The 22,289-nt window shown below is 64.2% G+C and carries 18 protein-coding genes; 13 read left to right on the top strand and 5 right to left on the bottom strand.

Annotated features, from left to right (window positions below):
* The first annotated feature begins 18 nt into the window (after positions 1-18).
* Positions 19-1,335 carry a Spy/CpxP family protein refolding chaperone gene (locus tag MTX21_RS16280; RefSeq protein ID WP_280965790.1) on the top strand — a complete coding sequence of 439 codons (1,317 nt, stop codon included), beginning with the start codon at positions 19-21 and terminating at the stop codon, positions 1,333-1,335.
* Positions 1,336-1,456: 121 nt separating this feature from the next.
* A complete protein-coding gene (locus MTX21_RS16275; protein WP_280965789.1) occupies positions 1,457-1,831 on the top strand; it encodes a hypothetical protein in 375 nt (124 codons plus the stop codon).
* Here MTX21_RS16275 and MTX21_RS16270 read toward each other — a convergent pair.
* The gene (locus MTX21_RS16270) at positions 1,810-3,507 is read right to left on the bottom strand and encodes a SulP family inorganic anion transporter (protein WP_280965788.1); all 1,698 of its coding nucleotides are present in this window, start codon (positions 3,505-3,507) and stop codon (positions 1,810-1,812) included. The genes MTX21_RS16275 and MTX21_RS16270 overlap by 22 nt on opposite strands.
* A 527-nt stretch (positions 3,508-4,034) precedes the next feature.
* Here MTX21_RS16270 and MTX21_RS16265 point away from each other — a divergent pair.
* From MTX21_RS16265 to MTX21_RS16250, 4 genes are all read left to right on the top strand, one after another.
* Positions 4,035-5,066, top strand: a complete 1,032-nt coding sequence (locus tag MTX21_RS16265) for a TRAP transporter substrate-binding protein (protein ID WP_280965787.1) — start codon at positions 4,035-4,037, stop codon at positions 5,064-5,066.
* A 7-nt stretch (positions 5,067-5,073) separates the two neighbouring features.
* Positions 5,074-6,933, top strand: a complete 1,860-nt coding sequence (locus MTX21_RS16260) for a TRAP transporter large permease subunit (protein WP_280965786.1) — start codon at positions 5,074-5,076, stop codon at positions 6,931-6,933.
* Positions 6,934-6,945: 12 nt separating this feature from the next.
* Complete coding sequence (locus MTX21_RS16255; RefSeq protein WP_280965785.1) at positions 6,946-7,923, top strand: NAD(P)-dependent oxidoreductase; 978 nt, start codon at positions 6,946-6,948, stop codon at positions 7,921-7,923.
* Positions 7,924-8,009: 86 nt separating this feature from the next.
* Complete coding sequence (locus MTX21_RS16250; RefSeq protein WP_280965784.1) at positions 8,010-9,308, top strand: MFS transporter; 1,299 nt, start codon at positions 8,010-8,012, stop codon at positions 9,306-9,308.
* A 191-nt stretch (positions 9,309-9,499) separates the two neighbouring features.
* Here the strand turns inward: MTX21_RS16250 and MTX21_RS16245 are convergent, their stop codons facing one another.
* Positions 9,500-10,504, bottom strand: coding sequence for a methyltransferase (locus tag MTX21_RS16245; RefSeq protein ID WP_280965783.1), 1,005 nt, complete (start codon positions 10,502-10,504; stop codon positions 9,500-9,502).
* A 14-nt stretch (positions 10,505-10,518) separates the two neighbouring features.
* Positions 10,519-11,496, bottom strand: coding sequence for a tripartite tricarboxylate transporter substrate binding protein (locus tag MTX21_RS16240; RefSeq protein WP_280965782.1), 978 nt, complete (start codon positions 11,494-11,496; stop codon positions 10,519-10,521).
* A 160-nt stretch (positions 11,497-11,656) separates the two neighbouring features.
* Here MTX21_RS16240 and MTX21_RS16235 point away from each other — a divergent pair, with 160 nt between their 5' ends.
* Both MTX21_RS16235 and MTX21_RS16230 read left to right on the top strand, forming a co-directional pair.
* Positions 11,657-13,231: a winged helix-turn-helix domain-containing tetratricopeptide repeat protein gene (locus tag MTX21_RS16235; protein WP_280971074.1), complete on the top strand. Its 1,575-nt coding sequence runs from the start codon at positions 11,657-11,659 to the stop codon at positions 13,229-13,231.
* 194 nt (positions 13,232-13,425) lie between these two features.
* Entirely contained in the window at positions 13,426-13,770 is a 345-nt protein-coding gene (locus MTX21_RS16230; RefSeq protein WP_280965781.1) for an NIPSNAP family protein, read from the top strand.
* Between the two features lie 81 nt (positions 13,771-13,851).
* On the opposite strand, the gene MTX21_RS16225 is transcribed toward MTX21_RS16230, so the two are convergent.
* Positions 13,852-14,463, bottom strand: coding sequence for a TetR/AcrR family transcriptional regulator (locus MTX21_RS16225; protein ID WP_280965780.1), 612 nt, complete (start codon positions 14,461-14,463; stop codon positions 13,852-13,854).
* 133 nt (positions 14,464-14,596) lie between these two features.
* On the opposite strand from MTX21_RS16225, the gene MTX21_RS16220 reads away from it, so the two are divergent.
* From MTX21_RS16220 to MTX21_RS16205, 4 genes are all read left to right on the top strand, one after another.
* Entirely contained in the window at positions 14,597-15,829 is a 1,233-nt protein-coding gene (locus MTX21_RS16220; protein WP_280965779.1) for a cytochrome P450, read from the top strand.
* Between the two features lie 291 nt (positions 15,830-16,120).
* On the top strand, positions 16,121-19,732 hold the full coding sequence (locus MTX21_RS16215) for an AsmA-like C-terminal region-containing protein (RefSeq protein WP_280965778.1): 3,612 nt from the start codon (positions 16,121-16,123) through the stop codon (positions 19,730-19,732).
* A gap of 227 nt (positions 19,733-19,959) precedes the next feature.
* Positions 19,960-21,084 carry a DUF2336 domain-containing protein gene (locus tag MTX21_RS16210; RefSeq protein WP_280965777.1) on the top strand — a complete coding sequence of 375 codons (1,125 nt, stop codon included), beginning with the start codon at positions 19,960-19,962 and terminating at the stop codon, positions 21,082-21,084.
* A gap of 35 nt (positions 21,085-21,119) precedes the next feature.
* The gene (locus MTX21_RS16205) at positions 21,120-21,356 is read left to right on the top strand and encodes a hypothetical protein (RefSeq protein ID WP_280965776.1); all 237 of its coding nucleotides are present in this window, start codon (positions 21,120-21,122) and stop codon (positions 21,354-21,356) included.
* 110 nt (positions 21,357-21,466) lie between these two features.
* On the opposite strand, the gene MTX21_RS16200 is transcribed toward MTX21_RS16205, so the two are convergent.
* A complete protein-coding gene (locus MTX21_RS16200; protein ID WP_280965775.1) occupies positions 21,467-21,712 on the bottom strand; it encodes a hypothetical protein in 246 nt (81 codons plus the stop codon).
* Between the two features lie 195 nt (positions 21,713-21,907).
* On the opposite strand from MTX21_RS16200, the gene MTX21_RS16195 reads away from it, so the two are divergent.
* The gene (locus MTX21_RS16195) at positions 21,908-22,135 is read left to right on the top strand and encodes a hypothetical protein (RefSeq protein ID WP_280965774.1); all 228 of its coding nucleotides are present in this window, start codon (positions 21,908-21,910) and stop codon (positions 22,133-22,135) included.
* Positions 22,136-22,289 lie beyond the last annotated feature (154 nt).

Below are 22,289 nucleotides of genomic sequence, written 5' to 3'. Positions count from 1 at the left end.
GATCTGCGGGAGCGTAAGATGTTGCGACCAGTCGTTGGAATTGCTGCGGTGGCACTGGCTTGCATGCTGGCAGGCGCGGCAGTGGCAAAAGGCGGCCATGGCGGTGGTCACGGTGGTGGTCATGGCGGCGGTCACGGCGGTGGTCATGGCGGTGGTCATCATGGTGGCGGGCACTTCGGCGGTCATGGCTTCGGCCATGCGCATGTCGGCGGCTGGCATCACGGCGGGGGAAGGTTCGGAGCCGTCGCGCGGCATGGCGGTCCGAATTTCGGCCAGATCCGCGGTGCCGCCGTGCGTCCCGCCAACCTTCGCGCGCTGAAGCTGCACGCCGGCGCATTTCGGAACGGCCGCCTGATCGGCAATCCGGCGGCGCGAGCCCAGATTGCGGCCGCGGCCGCGCTGGTCGGCTGGCACGGTGCGGGCAACGGATGGTGGCAGCACCCCGGCGGCTTCTATGGCTGGGTCGGACCGCTGTTCTGGCCCTTCGCCTACAACGATCTCTACGACTACACCATCTGGGGCGACGGTCTGGGCTTCTGGGGCTACGGCTATCCGGACATCTATGCCGGCATCTTCGGCCCCTATGGCTATGACGGTCTTGCGACCTACCTGCCGCAACGTCCCTCCGGACGGCGACGGGCCAGGAGCATTCCGCTCGATCAGCTTTGCGGCAGCGACCGTCGCGAGATCACCGGCCTGCCGATCGATCAGATCGCAGCGGCGGTGCAGCCGACGGATGCACAGGGCGCGAATCTCGACGACCTCGGCAATGCCTCGATCCAGGCGGCAGCAATCATCCGCGTGTCATGCCCAACGCAAGTCGCGGCCACGGCGCCCGGTCGTTTGGCGGCGATGCAGCAGCGTGTCGATGCGATGGTGAAGGCCGTCGAGCTGGTGCAACCCGCGCTCGACAAATTCTATGGTTCGCTCACCGACGAGCAAAAGGCCCGTTTCAATGCGTTGGCCGAGGACCAGCGCCGCGCAGTCGCTTCCAGCAACGCCGATGCGTCGCTGGTGCAGAATTGCGGTGCGCCTGTCGGGCTCGATTGGCCAGGCGCGGAGATCGACGCGCGGCTCCATCCCAGTGAGACCCAGCGTGCCGCTCTGCAAGTGCTTCAGGATACCAGTGCCAGGGTCAATGATGCGCTCAAGGCGGCGTGCCAGCCGAGCGACGTGATGACGCCGCCGGCGCGCATGGCCGCGGTCCACAAGCGGCTCGATCTGATGCTGGATGGCGTCAAATCGGTGCGCGCTGCGCTCGAGGATTTCTATGCCACGTTGAACGACGAGCAGAAGGCGCAGTTCGAGGCGATCGGGCCACGCCGGACGTCCTGAGCGCGTTGAGCAACATGGCGTGGCGGAAAAAACCGCCTCGCCGATCTTACTGCGCTTCTCTATGCTGGGTGGCGCAGAAGCACGACAATGCGGTGGCAGGAAGACCACGGGTGGCGGGGTGATGAAGTGGTTCGCAAGGAAGAAGCCGGAGGACGTCTGGGACGAAGCGATCGAGGGGCCGATCGGCGATATCGCGGCCGCCGAGCGGATCCGCGCCATCTGCCTGGCTGCGACCGCGAGCGCAGAGGCGCTCGGAGGCTCCGGGATGCGCGCCGACAAGGGTGAAGGCGAACGCTATGAACGGGCGGCGCGTGCCGCCATGGAGATCGCGATGAAGATTTCCGACGATCTGATGCGCGACGATGCGGTCAGTCGCATCGTCGCTCTCTGCATGAAGGCCAACGACGCCAAGACCGCGCGGATCCTGTCGCGCGCGATCCAGGCGGGCTGGATCCGGGAGGCCGTGCAGCGCGACTATCCTGTGCTGTCGGACTGACGCGAGCCTGTCTGGGCCAGCTTGCGGACGGCCTCGTCCACACTGTGGAACACGTGCTCCTTCGGCAACGCCTCGAACAGCTTGAAGCGTTCGAAGGCATCCTGTGCGCGCACCGACTCGAGCCGCGCCAGCGCGACCGTGACGTTCTGCTCGTGACACAGCTTGAAGACGTCGAGCAGGATCTGAGCGGCGGTGAAATCGATCTCGACCATGCCGCTCGCCTCCAGCACCAGGAGCCGCGGCGCCGAGGTGCTGAGGACCTTCGTCACGTCGTTGCGGAAGCCGGGCGCGTTCAGGAACGACAGCGGCGCCTGCAGCCCGATCACTGCGACCCCGGCAATGCGTTCGCCGGTGATGTGCGGATGGGCCGGCCACCAGATCGTGGTGCCCGGCACGCGCTCGAACTCGACGAGCCTCGCGCGGGTCGTGCTCCAGATGCCGTGCAACAGCGACAGCACGATGCCGAGAGACGCGCCCTGCTGGATCGGCAGCACGATGATCAGCGCGGCGGTGGCAACGATCAGCAGGAACTCGCTGAAGGACTGCCGATAGATCGTGACGATCTGCTTCGCGCGGATGATCCGCAGCGCGACGAACAACAGGATGCCGCCGAGCGCTGCGTCGGGCACGTGCCGCAACAACCCGGTGCCAAAGGCGAGCAGCGCCAGCACGATTGCCGCCGCGGCAAGGCCGGCGAGCTGCGATTGCCCGCCGGTCTCCGCGACGATCCCCGTCCGTGGCGGGCTGGCATTGACCGGAAACGCACTGAGGAGGCCTGCCAGTACGCTGCCGGCCCCCGCGCCGAGAAAATCGCGATCGACATCGGCGGGCTTGTCGGGATCGGACGGGAATGATCGCGTCGTGGCCGCAGTCTGCACCATCACCACAACGGTGATGACAAAGGCAAGCGGCACCAGGCGTACCCACAGCTCCGGCGCGAGCTCGGGCAAGGTCGGCCGCGGCAGCGTGCCCGGCACTGTGCCGACGACATTGACGCCTTTGCTCTCGAGGCCGAGCCCGATCACGGCCAGCGTCGCGCCGGCGAGGCCGATCAGGGCGCCGGGAATCTTCGTGCTCACTTTCTCGGAGGCGAAGACCACGGCCAGCACACCGAAGCCGATGCAAAGCGTGTAGGGATTGGTCCGGCCGAGCTCGCCGGCCAGCACGCCGATGCGATCGAGAGTCGGTCCGCTCGGGGTCTCGACGCCGAGCACGCCCGGGAGCTGCGAGACGATGATGTGGACGGAGATGCCGGCGAGAAAACCGACCATCACCGGCACCGACAGCAGATTGGCGATGCCGCCGAGGCGGAAGGCGCCGCCCGCGAGCAGCATCGCGCCGACCATCAGCGCCAGGGCGATGGCGAGCCCCTGGTATTCCGGCGAGCCGGTGGCGGCGAGGGCCGCGAGCCCGCCGGCAAAGATCGGCGTGATCGTGGAGTCCGCGCCGCAAGACAGGAAGCGGTTGCCGCCAAGCAGGGCGAAACCGAGCGAACCCGCCATGAAGGCGAAGAAGCCGATCTGCGGCTCAAAGCCGCCGAGCCGCGCGGTGGCCATCTGCTCGGGGATGGCAATGGCGGCGAGCGTCAGCCCCGCCATCAGATCGCGCGGCAAGGAATAGGAGGCGAGCGAGCCGAACAGCGGCCATGATGTCTTCGTGAGAGCGTCGTGCGGCATCGACGTGCAGTCCCCGGAAAATGCTTGGGCCGGACGATCAGACTACAGCATTTCCGGATCGCAAGGCGGCAGAGAGACTCTGCTCCATCAACAGGAATGTCCGCGAGGCGCCACGGGCCTGCGGACATTCATTCGATCGGGAGCGGAGGTCAGTCGCCGCCGCCACGTCCCGGTCTGTGCGCTGGGTCACGCATCAAGGCGGCGCGACAAAATGGGGCAGGGGACCTGCCGGGCTCAAGCATCGTCCGCACGCCATCCATGTGAATTGCGCATTGATCCATGCATCAATTGGATTGATGTGCGGGCGCGATGCTTCGAACGTCAGGCGCAGCCGGATCGTCGTCGAGAATCCGGCAAACCATAGTCGTTTCATCGCACATCCGATCCAATGATGTGCAGGTCGCGCCGCTCCGCGACAACAGGCGCTACCCTTGCCTGCGCCGTCGCTTTGGCCATACAGTCCAGGCAACACGCCGCGACAACGATCGAGGGCGCGAACAAAAAACGACTTGGGAGAGACAGCTACCATGACAATCGTGCCTGTGAGCCGTCGCGCGTTCATCAAATCGTCGACGGCGCTGACCGCCGGCCTCGTGCTCTCTCCCGCGATCATCGGCCGCGCCGAAGCCGCGACGATGAAGCTGAAATGCTCTTCCTCGCTGCCGAACGATCCCAAATTTGCCAATGGCCGCGTCTACTATGACAACCTAGTCAAGAACCTGAAGGCGAACGGGCTCGGCGAGCAGATCGACGTTTCGTTCTTCCCCGACAACCAGCTCGGTCAGGAAATCGACGTCATCAATTCGGTGAAGCTCGGCGTCATCGACCTCATGGTGTCGGGCTCGTCGATCTCGGCCAATCTGGTGCCGCTCGTCGGCACCTTCGATCTCGGCTACCTCTTCAACAGCTTCCCGCAGCAGACCAAGGCGTTCGATGCTGGCGCGGCCAAGCCAATCGAAGACGCGCTGCTCAAGGGCGGCAACATCCGGATCATTGCCTGGGCCTATAATTTCGGCTCGCGCAGCGTGCTGGCGAAGAAGCCGGTCAAGACGCCCGAGGACCTCGCTGGCCTGAAGATCAGGACGCTGCCCAATCCCGTCATCACCGAATGTCTGCGCCTGATGGGCGCGGCCGCAACGCCGCTGGCGTTCGGCGAGATCTACACGGCGTTGCAGGCTGGCGTGCTGGACGGGCTCGAGCACGATCCGCCGACCATCCTCGCCAGCAAGTTCTTCGAAACGGCGAAGTTCTATGCGCTGACGCAGCACAACTTCTCGCCGCTCGCGATCTATTTCAGTGACATGACCTTCAATCGCATGAATTCGAAGCTGCGTGAGGGTTTTCTCGACGCCGCCAGGAAGGCCGCAGCCGATACGCGCGCGCACGGGCTTGCGGTGGAGAAGGAAGCGCTGGCAGCGCTCACCGACAAGGGCGTGGCGGTGGCCGAATGCGATCGTGAGGCGTTTAGGAAGCGCGTCATGCCGCAGACTGAGAATTTCATCAAGGCGCGGCCCGAGGCCAAGCCGGTCATCGACATGATCCGCGCGACCCAGGCCTGAGGCAGCGATGACAGGCGCTGCGTCCCTGTCCCTCTCGGGCGGCCGCCACAGGAGCATCAGCTTACTTCTTCGCGTGAGCGATGCGATCGCGGCCATCTTCCTGGCGGCCGATCTCGTCGTGGTCTGCGGCTCCGTGCTGCTGCGTTTCTTCTTCAATGCGCCGGTCGAATGGTCTGACGACGTCGCGCGCGGGTTGATGGTCGGATCGGCCTTCTTCGGCGCGGCGAGCGCGCTGGCGCGCGGCGAGAATGTCGGCGTGTCCTTCTTCCGCGACATGCTGCCGTTGCGGCTGCGCACCCTGGTCGATGCCGCGAGCGCGCTGCTCATCGTGCTGATCTCCGGCTACGTTGCCTATAACGCGATCAAGCTGGGCTCGCTGACGGCGGGCCAGACCACCGGCTCCGGCCTGCCGCTGGAGCTGACGTTCTATCCGATGGGCGTCGGCGCGCTGTTCATGACGGTGTTCGCGATCGATCTTCTCTGCGCGCGGCCGCTCCCCGATATCGGGAGGGGCCTGATCGCGGTCGTCTTGGTGACCGCCCTCTATTTCGCCTGGGATTATCTGTCGCCGTCGTCGGTGCCGTCAGCGGGCACGCTGATGCTGATCGGATTTTTCGTGACGCTGTTCGCCGGTCTGCCGATCGGCTTCGCGCTGGCGCTCGCCGCGCTGATTTTCATCTGGGTGGAGGGCGCGCTGCCCGGGGTCATCTTCGCCCAGCAGATGGCGCGCGGCATCGACAATTTCGTGCTGCTGGCGATCCCGTTCTTCATCCTCGTCGGCTATCTCATGGAAGCCAACGGCATGTCGGTGCGGCTGATCGAGCTGCTGCAGCGCGCGGTGGGGCGCATGCGCGGCGGGCTGAACGTCGTGATGGTGGCCTCGATGGTGTTGTTCTCGGGCATCTCGGGCTCGAAGATGGCCGACGTCGCCGCGGTGGGATCGGTGCTGATCCCGGCGGCGCGCCGCTCGAGGCAGAATCCCGGCGGTGCAGTGGCGCTGCTCGCGGCGTCCGCGGTCATGGCCGAGACCATTCCGCCCTGCATCAACCTGATCATCCTGGGCTTCGTCGCGAACCTGTCGATCGGTGGCCTGTTCGTCGCCGGCCTGTTGCCGTCGGCGCTGATGGCGCTGGTGCTGATCGTCGTCTCCGTCATCTTCGGCAAGCGGCCGGCCGCAGCCGAGGAGGCCGAGCCTCAGATGCCGGTATCCGGCGTCTGGACCGGCGCGGTCGCTTCGTTCGGACTGATCTTCATGATCTTCTTCGGCTTCAAGAGCGGCTTTGCCACCGCCACCGAGATCTCGGCTTTCGCGGTGGCCTATGCCCTCGTCGTCGGCAGTCTGGTGTTCCGCGAGCTCAGCCTGAAATCGGCCGGGCACAGTTTCGTCCAGGCGGCGACGCGCGCGGGCCTGGTGCTGTTCATCGTCGCCGCCGCGCAATCGCTCGCCTTCACGCTGACCCTGCAGCAGGTGCCGCATGCCGTTGGCGATTTCATGCTTGGCTTGTCCAAGACCAGCGGGGTGTGGCTGTTCATCCTGCTGGCGATCGCGGTGCTGATCGTGATGGGCTCGGTACTGGAAGGCGCCGCTGCGCTCATCATCTTCGGCCCGCTGCTGCTGCCGGTCGCGGTGCAGCTCGGCATCGATCCCCTGCATTTCGGCGTCGTGCTGGTGATCGCCATGGGTATCGGCCTGTTCGCGCCGCCGCTGGGGCTTGGCCTCTACGGCGCCTGCCTGATCGGGAACGTGCCGATCGAACAGACGGTGAAGCCGATCTTGGGATATCTTGGGCTTTTGATGCTCTGCCTGCTGGTGATCGCGTTCGTGCCATGGCTCAGCACGGCGCTGCCGCGCGCGTTCGGCTACTGAAGGAGCGTTGCCGTGAAAGTCCTGTTGGCTCACACGCCGGAGATGCGCCGGAACTATTATGGCGCGCGCAGCCTGAGCGGCTTGCAAGCGATAGCCGAGGTGATCCTGCACGAGGGCGACCAGCCGCTCGACGCTGCTGGCCTCGTTCGCGCCGCGAAAGGCGCCGACATCATCGTGGCCGACCGCATGACCGAAGGCTGCGGCGAGATCTTTCCGCAATTGCCGCGCCTCTCCGCCTTCGTCCGCTGTGCCGTCGACATCCGCAACGTCAACGTCGAGGCGGCATCTGAGGCCGGCGTGCTCGTGACCCGCGCCGGCCCCGGCTTTGTGCAGGCGGTCGCCGAGCTCGCGCTCGGCTTTATGGTCGATCTGTCGCGCGGCATATCGCGGACGACGGCCGATTATCAGGCCGGCCGCAAGCCGGAAGCGCGGATGGGCCGCCAGCTCGCCGGCAGCAGGATCGGCATCATCGGCTATGGCAGCATCGGACGCTATCTCGCCGAAATCGCCAAGGTGCTGCAGATGGAGATCCTGGTGTCGGATCCCTTCGTGACCGTCAGCGACAGCGCCATCCGGCAGGTCGGGCTCGACGAGCTCCTGTCTGCATCGGATTATGTCGTCTGTCTCGCTATCGCGAACGAAGAGACCGAGAACCTGATCGGGGAGGCGGTGCTCGCGCGAATGCAGAAGCATGCCGTGTTCATCAATCTCTCGCGCGGCAATCTCGTCGATGAGGCCGCGCTTGCGCGAGCGCTGCGCGAGAACAGCATCGCCGGCGCGGCGATGGATGTCGGCCGCGCGCCCGACCAGATGCCGACGCCGGAGCTGGCCGCGCTTGCCAACGTCATCGCGACGCCCCATGTCGGTGGGCTGACGCCGCAGGCGATCGAATATCAGTCGCTGGAAACGGTACGGCAGGTCGACGCGATCATCAAAGGTGAGATACCCATCGGCGCCGTCAATGCCGACCGCTGGACGAGGCGGCCGTGATCGCCCAACGGGCATGCGCGAATAGCGCTTGACCCTGGCATCCCCAGATGGTCGGAAGGATCGTCTAGGGATGAAACAAACGCAACATGCGGCTTCCGTTCTTCTACGGCTGGATCGTGGTCGCCGTGACCTTCGTCACCATGGCGATCGGCGTCAACGCGCGCACCGCGTTCTCGCTGTTCTTTCCGCCGATCATCTCCGAATTCGGCTGGGAGCGCGGCGTCACGGCTGGCGCCTTCTCCTTCGGCTTCGTGGTCTCGGGTTTTGTCAGCCCGCTGATCGGCCGGTTGATGGACCGCGCCGGTCCGCGCGCGGTGATGGAGCTCGGCGTTGCGCTGATGGGCGGCGGGATGTTGCTCGCGCCGCTCACGAGCCAGCCCTGGCATCTCTATGTCACGATCGGCGTCATGGTCGGCGCCGGCAGCGTCTGCCTAGGCTATTCCGGCCAATCGCTGTTTCTGCCGAACTGGTTCATCCGCAAGCGCGGCTTCGCCATCGGCATCGCCTTTGCCGGCGTCGGCATCGGCTCGGTGACGCTGCTGCCATGGGTACAGCATCTGATCGAGCAGACCGGCTGGCGCACCGCCTGCACCGTGATGGGCCTGCTCATCCTGATCGTGCTGGCGCCGATCAACCTGTTCCTGCGCAAGCGCCCTGAGGACATTGGTCTTCAACCCGACGGTGATGGAGCGCCGGCCGAGGGCGCGGCAAAGCCCGTCTCCAACATCGTCGATCCCGCCTGGGCTGGCACCGACTGGACGCTCAAGCGTGCGCTTGCGACCGCACGCTTCTGGTGGATCGCGCTCGGCTATTTCTGCGGCCTGTACATCTGGTACGCGGTGCAGGTGCACCAGACCAAATTCCTGCTCGACATCGGCTTCAGCGCGAACGTCGCGGTGTGGGCGCTCGGGGTCGTCAGCCTGCTCGGCATTCCCGGCCAGATCCTGCTCGGCCATCTCTCCGACCGGGTCGGGCGGGAATGGGTTTGGGCGATAAGCTGCGCGGGTTTTGCGATCTGCTTTGCGGCGTTGATGGCGCTGAAATTCCAGCCCTCATTGTGGCTCATCTATCTGATGGTGTTCACGCAAGGCGCACTCGGCTACGGCCTCACCTCGGTCATGGGCGCGGTGGTGTTCGAGATTTTTCAGGGCAGGCACCAGGGCAGCATCTTCGGCACGATCATGCTGGCGGCGCTGGCAGGCGGCGCGGCCGGCCCGTGGCTGACCGGCTTGCTCTATGATCGCGCCGGCGACTATACGCTCGCCTTCGCCATCGCGATTTTCGTGAGCGGATTGTCGGCGGTCGCAATCTGGCAGGCCGCGCCGCGCAAGGTACGGGCCGTGGCCGGCCGGTTGCACAGGATTCAAGCGGAAACCGGCACTTGATACGTCGCCTTGTGGCTCACGTTCAGGTCGTTGTCACGTCAGTTCTCAGTGGTAAATCGGTCATCGACCCGCGCTTGCGTCCACCGCCGCTTTTGGACTCGAAGCGGGCGTCTGCGGTCCTCGAAAGCTGGATGCGGAACCAGAATTTCTTTGGTTCGTCCCGCCCGACGCGGATGGGCGATGCCGGAGGCTTAGCGCGGGCGAGCCTCAATCACGTTGTGGACGCCCGCCGGAAAAACGAGCGTCAACTCGAAGCCGGACTTGCCAAAGAGCTCTGAAAATTCCGCGCGCGTTCGCTCTCGTCCGCCCGGCGAGACCAGCATATTAAGATCGCTGAACTTGGTTGCCGGCATTTCATTTGGGGGCGCGACGAGCCGCTCGATGAGAAGCAATTTTGCACTTTCCCGCATTGCGCGCCGGCACACTTTCAATATAGCGATGGCTTCGTCGTCTTCCCAATCGTGAATTACCACTCGCATTAGATAAGCATCAGCGCCTTCAGGCACCGTTTCGAAGAAACTTCCGCCGACGACATTGCATCGCTCGATGACGCCACGTTCCATCAATATAGCCTTTGCTCCCGCTACGACGTCCGGCTGATCGAACAGCGTGCCGCGCATGTCACGGTGAGCGAGCAGGATCTCGGCCAACATCAAACCCTGGCCGCCGCCGACATCAACGATATGACGAAACGAGGAGAAATCATAAGCGCGGATCGCCGCTTCGGCGCTGCCGCGCGAAAGTTGAGTCATCGCTCGATCGAACGCTGCACCGTATTCGGGGTGCTCGGCGCGGAATTGCCACACGTTCTTGCCATTTAGATTTTGAAATGCGTTCTCGCCGGTTTGGACGCTATGCAACAGGTGGCCCCAAGTTTGCCAGAAATAGGGGCTTCCGACGACTTCCGCCCACGCTCCGAGCGGCGTCACTGAATCCGTACGCAAACAATCGCCCATGGGAGTGAGCGTGAACCTTCGGCCTTCCTCTTCCAGAAAAACACCCACCGCCGCGAGCGCGCGCAACAATCGGTATAGCGAATCGGGATGGCTTTTTGTCAGCGCCGCGAGTTCGCCGGCAGAACGAGCCCCGCCGCTTAGATGATCGGCGACCCGCAGGGCTGACGCGACATGGATCGCCTGCGTAATCTGAAAACCATTGATCAGGTCGAGCAGATCCAGCCGAGGGCAGGATGTCATTTGCCGGGCCTCCGTCACTGGGGCGCTTCGAAATCTATGGTTTTCGCGAGATCGGCAAGGCGTCGACGGTATTGATCCAGCAAACCGGCGAACTCGGCCGCGGTGCCCGGACGGGCGGTCTGTCCAACGGCAGCCAGTCGTTCACCAACGCCGGGATCGCTCGCGACGGCGCGGACATCAGATGCAATCCGATCGCGCAGTGTGTCGGGCATTCCACGTTTGCCGTAAAATCCCACCACGCCATCCATTCGAAGCTCGGGGAATCCGGCTTCGGTTACGGTCGGCACATCAGGAGCAATCGGCACGCGAACGTCGCTGGCGACTGCAAGGAGCCGCGCTCTGCCTGACTGCACCTGCGACATGATCACACCCAGCGCGTGAACGAATACATCTATGCGGCCCTCGCCAAGATCCTGGAGAGCAGGACCAATGTCGCGATAGGAGACAAAAGCGAGATCCAGTTTCGAACGCTTGAAGAACCCGCCTGCAATGAAGGGCGGAAGACCAGGCGAAGCGGCCCAGTTCAGCTTGCCCGGTTGAGCGCGAGCCGTTCGGACCAGGTCGTCGAGCGAGCGGATTGAACTCTTTTCGGAGGCCGCGATTGCAAGGACAACATCCGAAGTCGGGGAGATCGGGACGAGGTCGCGAACCGGATCATAGGGCAACTTTTGTTGCGTAATTGGATGGACGGTAAAAACCGCCGAGATTGCATACAGCAGGGTATGGTCGTCATCGGTGCCGAGAAAGGCAGAGACTCCGACAATCCCGTCGGCTCCTGGCCGGTTTTCCACGATGACGGGCTGTCCCCAGCGTTGGGAGAGTCGTTCGGCAAAGAGCCGGGCGGTGAAATCCGCCGCGGCTCCCGCCGGCACGGGCAGAATTAAACGAACAGTTCGATGCGGCCAGTCGGCGGCAATGACAGCAGAACTCCAGGAAAAGATGGCGCCCAGAAGGATACTGATGACAGCGGCCGAGCGACTGAAAATGCTCATGGCATCCCCCTTCAGCGACCTGTGCTCAACGATTTGAATTCTCTCGCGAAGACCGTACCAGGCCACGTCCGTGCGCGCTTAACCTCCGGCTTACTATTTGTTCACCGTTGGATTATCTTTCGGCACCAGCACCCTCGCGCGTAACCCGGATCATGGCAGCTTGCGCTATTTCTTTGATGAGTTCGTGTTTGACGCTGAACGACGCGAACTGCACCGCGGGACGGACTTAGTTTCCGTCCCGCCACGAGTATTCGATCTGCTCGACTTTTTGATTTGCAACAGGGAACGCGTCCTCAGCAAGGAAGAGATTATCAAGGCTGTCTGGAACGGCCGTATCGTATCTGATGCCGCGCTGACGACCCGGTTGAATGCTGCTCGGAACGCGATCGGCGATTCCGGCGATGAGCAGCGCCTCATCAAGACACTGCCGCGGAAGGGCTACCGCTTCATCGGACGCGTGCAGGAGGCACAGGAGGGCGCAGATCCAATCATCGCCGGTCGTCCGATAGAACCGCCTCAGCCGGCTCTCAGGCCCGATAAGGCTTCAATCGCCGTTCTCCCCTTCGTCAACCTGAGCGCCGATCCGGAGCAGGAATATCTTGCTGACGGAATGGTCGATGACATCATAACGGCGCTATCTCACTTCAAGGCATTGGTCGTCATTGCTCGGAACTCCAGCTTCACTTACAAGGGGCGCGCGGTCGATGTGAAGCAGATCGGGCGCGAGCTTGGAGTACGCTATGTTCTGGAAGGAAGCATCCGCAAAGCAGCAAACCGCATACGGATCACGGCACAGCTTCTCGATACCGGAACCGGGGGGCATCTCTGGGCCAATCGAATCGATGGCGGATTTGACGACATCTTCGATCTGCAGGATCGAGTGACCGAGAGCGTTGTTGCCGCCATTGCACCGGCCGTGGAAAAGGCGGAGATCGAGCACACCAAGCGTAAACGGACAGAGAGTTTGGATGCTTACGCCTTCTATTTGCGCGGGATGGCCAAGCTGTACCAGTTTGCCAGCCAGCAAGCGAACGAAGAGGCGCTAGGCCTATTCTATCGTGCAATCGAGCTTGATCCAGACTTCGCCTGTGCCTACGGGCGTGCCGCCTCCTGCTTCGCCCGCCTTAAGGCTGATGGTTGGATTGTAGTCACTCCGAACGAGATAGCCGAGGTCGGGCGGCTCACTCGGAAAGCGATCGAACTCGGCAGAGACGATGCGATCGCGCTGGCCGCGAGCGGATGGGCGTTAGCGTTTGTCGTTCACGATCTCGGCGCAGCCGCCGACTTGATGGAACGGGCGCTTGTGCTGAATTCCAATCTGGCGGAGGCGTGGCGTTTCGGCGGATGGGTGAAAAGTTGGCTCGGAGAGCCCGAAGCTGCGATCGAACGCTTCGCGCGTGCTATGCGCCTGGATCCCCTAGATCCACGGATCGGCGGGATGCGAAGCGGCGTCGCGCATGCACATTTCTTTGCCGGCCGCTACGAAGAAGCGGCAGGCTGGGCTGCAATGGCATTGCAGGACAATCCAAACTTCCAACCTGCGCTGCGCATCGCTGCCGCAAGCAACGCGATGGCTGGACACATGGGGCAGGCGCGGCAATTATTGGCCAGGCTGCGAGAGCTAAATCCCACGCTGGTTCTTTCCAATTTGAAAGACGGGTTGGGGCCTTATCAAAAGTCCGAGAACGTTTCCCGATACGCGGAAGGATTGCGCCAAGCCGGACTGCCGGAATGAAAATCGACCCGTCGCCTGCAGCTAGTCTGGTAGTTGAGGGCACTCCTTCGCATCAGCGATCTTCCGTCGGCCGGTTGTGACCCCGACCGGACGCCGGCTCGGTTGTGGCCCGCGCCCGAGGAATGTACGGATCTGACTTCTGATGGTGTGATGGGACGGCAGGCGTACAATCGGCCGTCATGAGGAGACTGAAAATGATAACCTGCTATCTCCGCTATGAGATCGAACCCTTCAAAGCGAAAGAATTCGAGACCTACGCCAAGATGTGGCTGCCACTCGTTGAAAAATTCGGCGGCACGCATCACGGCTATTTCTTACCGCATGAAGGCGGGGACTACGTCGCGATCGCATTGTTTTCATTTCCTTCGCTTGCCGACTACGAAGCCTACCGCTCCAAGGCGGCCAGCGATCCTGATTGCCAGAGGGCGATTGCATATTACCGAGAAACCAAATGCTTCCTGAGACATGACAGGTCTTTTCTTAGACCGCTCCTTGAAAGCGGCGTCGGAGCGCGCCCGAAGCCGGACGCGGGTTTGTGATGAATATGCTGCTGTGCCCACGTCGCTTGAACGTCAGCTTTCGAGGTAAAGCTGGCTCGACGATTCTATTGGGAACACACCCTAGTCCGGCGATAATCCCGTTCTGCGCCTCAAATCCGTAATGGCGCGCAAAAAGCTGTCGGCTGGCGTGGTGTCGGGATCGATCAGCCGGTGCAGGCGGAAGCCGTCTTCCAGCGCCAGCACGACGGACGCCGTCCATGACGGGTTGAGCGTGTCGTTTCTGCCATCCCCCTTCAGCGTGGCCTCGACGATGTCGGCGATCAGCTTGCGCCGTGCGCGCAGGCGCTTGGCGAGCTCGGGGCGGCGTTTCTCGGCGCGCGCGACGTAGAGGATCATCTCCATGTGCAGGAGCGGCGAGCGGCCGAGCGGGTCCTGCCGGCTGCGGTCCATCGCCTTGAGTGCCGCGATGAAATCATCGAGGTCGGTATGCTCAGCGAGGATGTCGAGATTGCGCCGGATCGACTGCTCGACATGGTCCTCGAGCATCGCGATGATCAGCTCGTCCTTGCCCCTGAAGTTTGAATAGAACGCCCCGCGGGTAAAGCCGGCCGCAGCCGCGATCGCCTCGATGCTCGCCCCGCCGATGCCCTCCTGCTCGAACACGCGGGCGGCCGCCTCGAACAGCTTGTCGCGCGTGTCGTCCCTGGTTGGCCTCGTTCGCACCCTTGACATCGGCTCAGGTTAGGCGAGAATGCAACTCGATACAACAATGTATCGAATTGAAGATTCAGGGATGGTTACGCCGAGCATTTCGGGGAAGGCGGCCGGCGTATTCGTTTCATGCGGCAACCGATTTGAGGTCACCGTGAACGAGCATGTGCAACCCGCAGGCAGCGGGCCGCTGTTCAATCCGCTGTCGCCGGAGTTCATCCGGGATCCCTATCCGCATTATCAGCGGCTGCGGACGACCGATCCGGTCCACGTGTCGTCGTTCGGCTCCTTCGTCGCCAGCCGCCATGCCGAGGTGAGTCTCGTGATGCGCGACAAGCGCTTCGGCAAGGACTACGTCGAACGCTCCAAGCGGCGCTATGGTGAGAAGATCATGGAGGAGCCGGTCTTCCGCAGCATGAGCCACTGGATGCTGCAGGCGGATCCGCCCGATCACACCCGCCTGCGCGGCCTGGTCGTGAAGGCCTTCACCGCCCGCCGCGTCGAGGACATGCGGCCGCGCATCCAGGAGATCGTCGACCAGGCCATCGATGCGGTGATCGATCACGGCCACATGGACCTGATCGAGGATTTCGCCTTCCGCCTGCCGGTCACCATCATCTGCGACATGCTCGGAATCCCCGAGGATCATCGCGAGGCCTTCTACAAGAGCTCGCGCGATGGCGGGCGGCTGCTCGATCCCGTGCCGCTCTCGCCGGAGGAGATCAAGCAGGGCAACGCCGGCAACCTGATGGCGCAGATGTATTTCCAGCAATTGTTCGAGCTGCGCCGCCGCAATCCCGGCGACGATCTCACCACCCAGCTCGTGCAGGCCGAGGAGGACGGTCACAAGCTCACCAATGAGGAGTTGACCGCCAACATCATCCTGCTGTTCGGCGCCGGTCACGAGACCACCGTCAACCTGATCGGCAACGGCCTCCTGGCGCTACACCGCAACCCGGATCAGCTCGCGCTGCTCAAGGCGAAGCCGGAGCTGATCACCAACGCGATCGAGGAATTCCTGCGTTACGATTCGTCGGTGCAGATGACCGGGCGTGTCACGCTGGAGGAGATCGACGATCTCGGCGGCGTGCGGATTCCCAAGGGCGAGACCGTGCTTTGCCTGCTCGGCTCGGCCAACCACGATCCGGCGGTCTATCCAGATAGCCCCGACCGGCTCGACATCACACGGCCGAACGTCAAGCCGCTGTCGTTCGGCGGCGGCATCCATTTCTGCCTGGGCGCCCAATTGGCGCGCATCGAGGCCGAGATCGCCATCGCCACGCTGCTGCGGCGGCTGCCGAATTTGCGGATCGATGACGTCGAGAACCCGGAATGGCGGCCGACCTTCGTGCTGCGCGGCCTGAAGCGGCTGCCGGCGAGCTGGTAACAGCCTTCGGTGTTGGTTCTACGAGCACTCCTCATCCTGAGGAGCCCGCCCAAGGCGGGCGTCTCGAAGGATGGCCTCGGGCGGGAGCGGGGCCTCTATGGTTCGAGACGGCGCTTTGCGCGCCTCCTCACCATGAGGGTCTGATCACCCACCGGCGTTAACCTCCGCGCGCAACAGTCGCTGTGACTTCGCCACACTTCCCCCTATATAAGGGGCTGTTCCGGCGCGGGTTTAGGCAGTGACGTAAGGCTTGGGGGTGGCCCGGGCGCCGGTTAGCCCGAGGGGAGACCCGTGCAGACGACGCTGCTCGGATTAGCGATTGCCTTCATCATTGCGCTGCTGGCCGCGCTGATCGGGCCTTACTTCGTCGACTGGAACCAGTTCCGGCCCCAGTTCGAGGCGGAGGCGACCCGAATCATCGGCGTACCGGTGCGCGTGGCTGGCGAGCTGGATGCGCGGCTGCTGCCGGCGCCGACGCTGCGCCTGCGCTCCGTCACCTTCGGCGGTAACAACGATCTCGGCCGCCTACGTGCCGACAAGCTCGACGTCGAGTTCAGCCTCGGCTCCCTGATGCGCGGCGAATGGCGCGCCACCGAGCTCACGGTCAACGGCATGGCGGTCGATCTCGGCCTCGATGCCAAGGGGCGGGTCGACCTGCCATCCACCGCGAGCGGCAGCTTCAACCTCGCTTCGCTCGCGATCGAGCGGCTCAACCTCACCGGCCGCATCGCCCTGCATGATGCCGCCAGCCGCTCGACGCTGGAATTGAACGACATCGCATTCTCCGGCGACGTGCGTTCGCTCGCAGGCTCGGTGCGCGGCGACGGCAATTTCACCATCGGGCGCACCCGTTATCCGTTCCGAATCTCCTCTGGTCCGAGCGCCGACGGCAGCGCCACCCGCCTCCATCTCAACATTGATCCCGGCGAGCGCGCCATCCTGGCCGATCTCGAGGGCGTGCTCGCCTTCGAGAACCGGCTGCCGAAATTCGACGGCGCGCTGACGCTGGCCGTGCCGGCGCCCAAGAAGCCGGGCGACGCGGGGCCGACGCCGTGGAAGCTCAGCGCCAAGCTCAAGGCCGATCCGGCCGGTGCGAAGTTCGATCAGATCGACGCAAGCTTCGGCGCGGAGGACAATGCGCTGAAGATGGGCGGCGTCGGCGATATCAGGTTCGGTGCGGCGCCACTGCTGCGCGCGGTGCTTTCGGCGCGCCAGCTCGATGCCGACAAGCTGGCCGGGAAAGACGATGCCGAGCCGCTGCGCATCCTCCCTGTCCTGCGCGCCGGCCTCGCGGCGATCCCGCAGACGCCGATCCCGGCGCAGATCGAATTCAACTCCGAGCAGATCACGCTGGGCGGACGTCCGCTCCAGAACATCACGGCCGAGCTGCAGACCGACGGAAAATCCTGGACCTTCCGGCGGCTCGACCTGCGCGCGCCCGGAATGACGCAGCTTTCTCTGAACGGTGCCGCTCCCGGCTCCGATCGCTTCAGCGGCCGCCTCAGCGTCGAATCCTCCGATCCCGACGTGCTGGTGGCCTGGCTCCAGGGCCGCAGCGACGTCAACCGGCGCAGCACGAGGCCGCTGCGCCTTAACGGCGACGTGACCATTGCCGCCAACCATCTGGCAATCGAACGGCTGAAAGCCGAGATCGAAGGCGGCGCCGTCGAGGGCCGGATCGCCTTCACGCAAGTCGGCGCGAACAAGGGATCGCGGATCGAGGCGGAGCTCAAGGCCGACCGGCTCGATCTCGACGCGGCATCTGCCTTCGTGCGTGCGATGGCCGGCCCGCAAGGCGAATGGCCGGAGGAAGCCAAGCTTTCGCTCGATGTCGGCCGTGCCGTCTCGGCCGGCCAGGAGCTGCGCCCGTTCACGGCGAAGCTCGGCTACAGCCCGACTTCGCTGACGCTTGAGCAGCTCCGGTTCGGCCAGGCCAGCGGCGTGACCACGGAGGCGAGCGGCAATTTCGATCGCGCGCATGCGACTGGCCGCCTTGCGCTGACATCATCGGCCAACTCGCTGCGCGAACTCGCGGCGCTGGTCGAGCCGGTCGCGCCGGTGGTCCGTGCGCGATTCGATGCCATCGAGGGCTTGCCGGGCGCCACACGGCTGAAGCTCAATCTCAGCCTCGACAAGAACGCCGAACATGCCGACCGGACCGACGCGCGCGCGGTGTTGGACCTCGATGCGCCGCAACTCAAGGCCACCGCGACGCTTGCCGCGCAGACTCCGGCGGCGGCGGTCAGCGGCATCGACATCGACAGGCTGCGCAACAGCGATTTCACGCTAGACTCGAAAGTGTCGACGCCGCAGGCCGCGACGCTGCTCGCGCTGATCGGCCTCGATCGCGCTGTGGCCGCGGGCGACGGGGCATCGCAGTTCGAGGGGCGCCTGAGTGGCGTCTGGCAGAAGCCGCTGCAATTCAGCGCAAAACTCTCGGGCGGGCTGGACGCGGACGCGCAGGGCAGCTTCGACTGGTCGGCATCCAACGGCAGTGCGAGCCTGCGCGTGCGTAACGCCAATCTGGCGCCGCTGTTCGGGATCAGCCCGGCCGAAAAATCGGCGCAGAACGTCACCCTGTCCTCGCACGTCAGCCTGTCCGGCAACAAGCTGACCTTCGACGATCTCGACAGCACGGCCGGAGGCTCGCGCCTGCGCGGCCATCTGGCGATGACGCTGGACCAGGACAGAAGCCTCGACGGCGAGGTCGGCCTCGATACGCTCGATCTCGTGCCCGCGCTCGCGGTCGCCCTCGGCGCGTCCGCTCATGATGCGGGCGAGCCGCTGAGCCCGGGGCTTCTCGGCAACTGGCGCGGCCGCATTGCCTTCCAGGCCTTGCGTGGGAGCTTGCCGGGCGGCATCGAGGTGCGCCCGTTCAGTGGCACGATCAGGCACGACGGCCAGGCGCTCTCGCTCGATGCCCTCAAGGGCAGCATCGGCGGCGGCGAGATGTCTGCAAACCTTGATGCCAGGAACGGCCCCAACGGTCTTGCGGTGAACGCGCGGCTCGAGCTCACCAATGTCGATGCGACGATGCTGCGCTATCGCAACCTCGCGCTGCCGAAGGGGCGCGCCTCGGTGCAGGTGGCGTTGACGAGCCAGGGCCGCAGCGTGGGGGCGCTGACCGGCGCGCTGGCCGGCAACGGCACGGTGACGCTGAACTCGGCCGAGATCACCGGCCTCGATCCGCGCGCCTTCGAGATCGCCATCCGCGCCAGCGACGGCGGCCAGGTCACCGATGACAACCGGCTCCGGCAGCTCGTCGAGCCCGCGCTGTCGGCCGGCCCGATCGCGGTCGCCTCGGCGCAAATTCCGTTCACGATCCGCGATGGCCGCCTGCGCGTCGGTGCGACGACGTTGGAGGCGAAGAACGCCCGCGCCATCGTCTCGGGCGGTTACGACATTCCAGCCGACCAGGCCGACATTCGCGCCAGCCTGACACCGATCATGATTGGGCTCTCCGGCGCTCCGCCGGAGATCCAGCTATTTGCGGCAGGTCCCCCGGACAAGCTGAGCCGCACCGTCGATCTCGCGCCACTATCCTCGTGGCTCGCGGTACGCACGATCGATCGCGAGACGCGGCGGCTGGATGCCATCGAACGCGGCGAGCCGCCGCCGGCCACCGCCGCGCTTCCCACGCTGGTCTCTCCGGACGCGGCGCCCGAGCAGACGCCGGTCAACGTGCCAATGCCGGGCCCGGATCCGCGCCGCATTCCGCCGAAGGCGAAGGTCGCGCCGACGCCAAAGGTGCCGCACCCAGCCCCCGCCGCGCCGAACCCGCCGCTCGCGAGCCAGCAGGTCGCGCCGCTGCCGCCGCCGATCGAGATAAGGCCGGCGCCGGGACCGCCGCCGCCAAGACCCAAGCCGAAGCCGCCGCTGGTCCTGACACCGTCAAATCCTTGAAGCGTTAGATGCAGTCCGCGCGCCGCGGTGTTCACCTCTCCCTACGGGAGAAGTGACGAACCCTGCGCGGCGGTGAAGAATTTCCCTCGCATTTTACTGAAAATTGGTCGGCAAAACTGCTTTGCCGATTTTACTGAATTCTCGCGTTTGACGGCTAGCCTCGTTCGAAGAGGAATTCGGCGGCTTGCCAAGAGGCAAGACGGCTCGCCAAGAATTGGGGTCATCGAATGAACGGGGCGAAATCGCTTCTGCAGGATCTGGACGACGCGATCGCGCGGGGCACCGACGAAAGCCGGGCGCGGGCGTTGTGGCACGCGACCGATCTTTTGATCACCGGCCGCTACAGCGACGACGAGATCAGCATGTTCGGCGAGGTCATCGGACGGCTCGCCGACGAGATCGAGGTCGCCGCGCGCACGCAGCTCTCCGAGTTGATGGCGGCGTGCGATCACGCGCCGCTCAACGTGATCGAGCAGCTCGCCTTCGACGACGAGATCGAGGTGGCCGGCCCCGTGTTGCGCGACTCGACACGCATCGACGAGAAGATGCTGATCGAGAACGCCATGACCAAGGGCCAGTCGCACCTGCTGGCGATCTCGCAGCGCGAGTCGATCGGCGAGGCCGTGACCGACGTGCTGGTCAAGCGCGGCAACCGGGAGGTCGTGACCTCCGTCGCCAGGAACGAGGGCGCGCGTTTCTCGGGTTCGGGCCTGCTCCACATGGTCAGGCGCGCCGAGGGAGATTCGATTCTTGCTGAACAACTTGGCCTGCGCAAGGACGTGCCGCGGCACATCTTCCAGCAGCTCATCGCCAAGGCGTCGGAGGACGTCCGCCGTCGGCTCGAGACCGAGCGTCCCGAGATGATGGCGCAGATCCAGAGCTCGGTGACCGAGGTCACCGGCGACCTGCAATCCAAGTTCGGTCCGTCCTCGCGCAGCTATTTCGTCGCCAAGCGCGTGGTGACGACGCAGTACCGGCAGGGCAATCTCAACCAGGACTCGATCTCGAGCTATGCGCGCCAGCACCGTTTCGACGAGGTGCAGATCGGCCTGTCGCTGCTGTCGTCGCTTCCCGTGGACGTGATCGAGCGTGCGATGATGGACCGCAATCGCGAGATGCTCCTGGTCCTGTGCAAGGCGCTCGATTTCTCCTGGGACACCACCATGGCGCTGTTGTTTCTCGGCGCCAAGGATCATCTGATCACGGCGCGGGACCTCAACGATAGCGAGCGCGAGTTCGGCCGCCTCAACATCGAGACGTCGCGCAGCATCCTGAAGTTCTACCAGTCGCGCAAGAACAGCGCGGCCGCCGATCCCGCCGCGGGTCGTCAGGCCGAGCTGCAGATGCACTGAGCATCATTCCGGAATTCGAGAGGGGAGTGTTTGCAATGTTGCCTCAATTCGGCACCGCAATCCGCAAGAATCTCAACAAGGGTCTCGCCGTCGATGCTGGCGCAGCCCCGGAGAAGGCGTCGGTGGACGCGGCCTGGCTCGTGCTGGAAGCCGCCAACGACCTCGGCGACCAGGCCGCCGTGGACGCCTGCCGTCGTGTCATCGACGCCGAGCTCAACGGCACCGTTGCCGGCCGCTCCGACCTCGATCTCGTGCTGGGGTACTTCCGCTAGGAGCGCAAAGCCCCTTGCTGACGGGCGTGAACCGATAAGCACGTCCTGTCACCACAAAACAGGAAGGCCTCGCTTGCGCGAGGCCTTCCAAGCTCGATGACGGGACTCCTTTAGTCCTCGTCCCAGTAGTGACGGCGGATCACCACGCCGCGATCGAAGTCGCGGTCATGATGGTACCAGCCACGATGCCAGCCGCGGTCGTGACCGTAGATGCGCACGCCCGGACCGTCATAGCGGTCTCCGTAATAGTCCCTGTCGCCGCCGACGTAGACGCCGAAGCCGCCTGCATTTGCGATGGTCGGGGCACTGACCGCAAGCGTCGCTACCGCTGCAAGAGCGTAAGTGAGCTTATTCATCCGTTCCTCCTGTGCATCGTTCGTGCGGGGGTCAACGGCTGTTGGGATCAGCCGTTGCAGGAACCAGGCAGGAACTTTCTTGAATGGCTGTTCAGCTTCGGCGGAATGACACTCGTCGGACAGGCGCGGTCGAACGCGTGCTATCGTGCCACCTGGGATAGCACTCGCTATCCCAGGAATGCAGGAGAGATAGCCATGAAGACCTTGTCGCTCGTCGTCGTGAGTCTCGCTGTCGCAACCCTGTCAATGTCGACGGCAAATGCTCAGTACAAATGCTCCTGGAGCAGCGGAAGCATTTCCTCCGTCCCGTGCGCCAAACGCTATGCTGTCAATTACGAAGCGTGCCGGAAATACGTCGTGGAGCATGGCGCGACAGCGGGTGAAGCCATGTGGTGGTGCACAAGCCAGGGCTACACCAAATAAGGCTACACCAAATAAGGCTACGCCAAGTGATTTGATGCCGACCACAAGGGAAGAGGCCGTCTCGGTGAGGCGGCCTCTTCGCCTCAAGACCAGGGCGATGAATGGTACGATCGTCCTGAGCGCGAAACGCACATTGGCGTTCTATTTCTCCTCG

Origin of the sequence: Bradyrhizobium sp. ISRA430 (genome assembly GCF_029909975.1) — a bacterium.
Lineage (GTDB): Bacteria > Pseudomonadota > Alphaproteobacteria > Rhizobiales > Xanthobacteraceae > Bradyrhizobium.
This window is presented reverse-complemented; position numbering and strand designations above follow the sequence as displayed.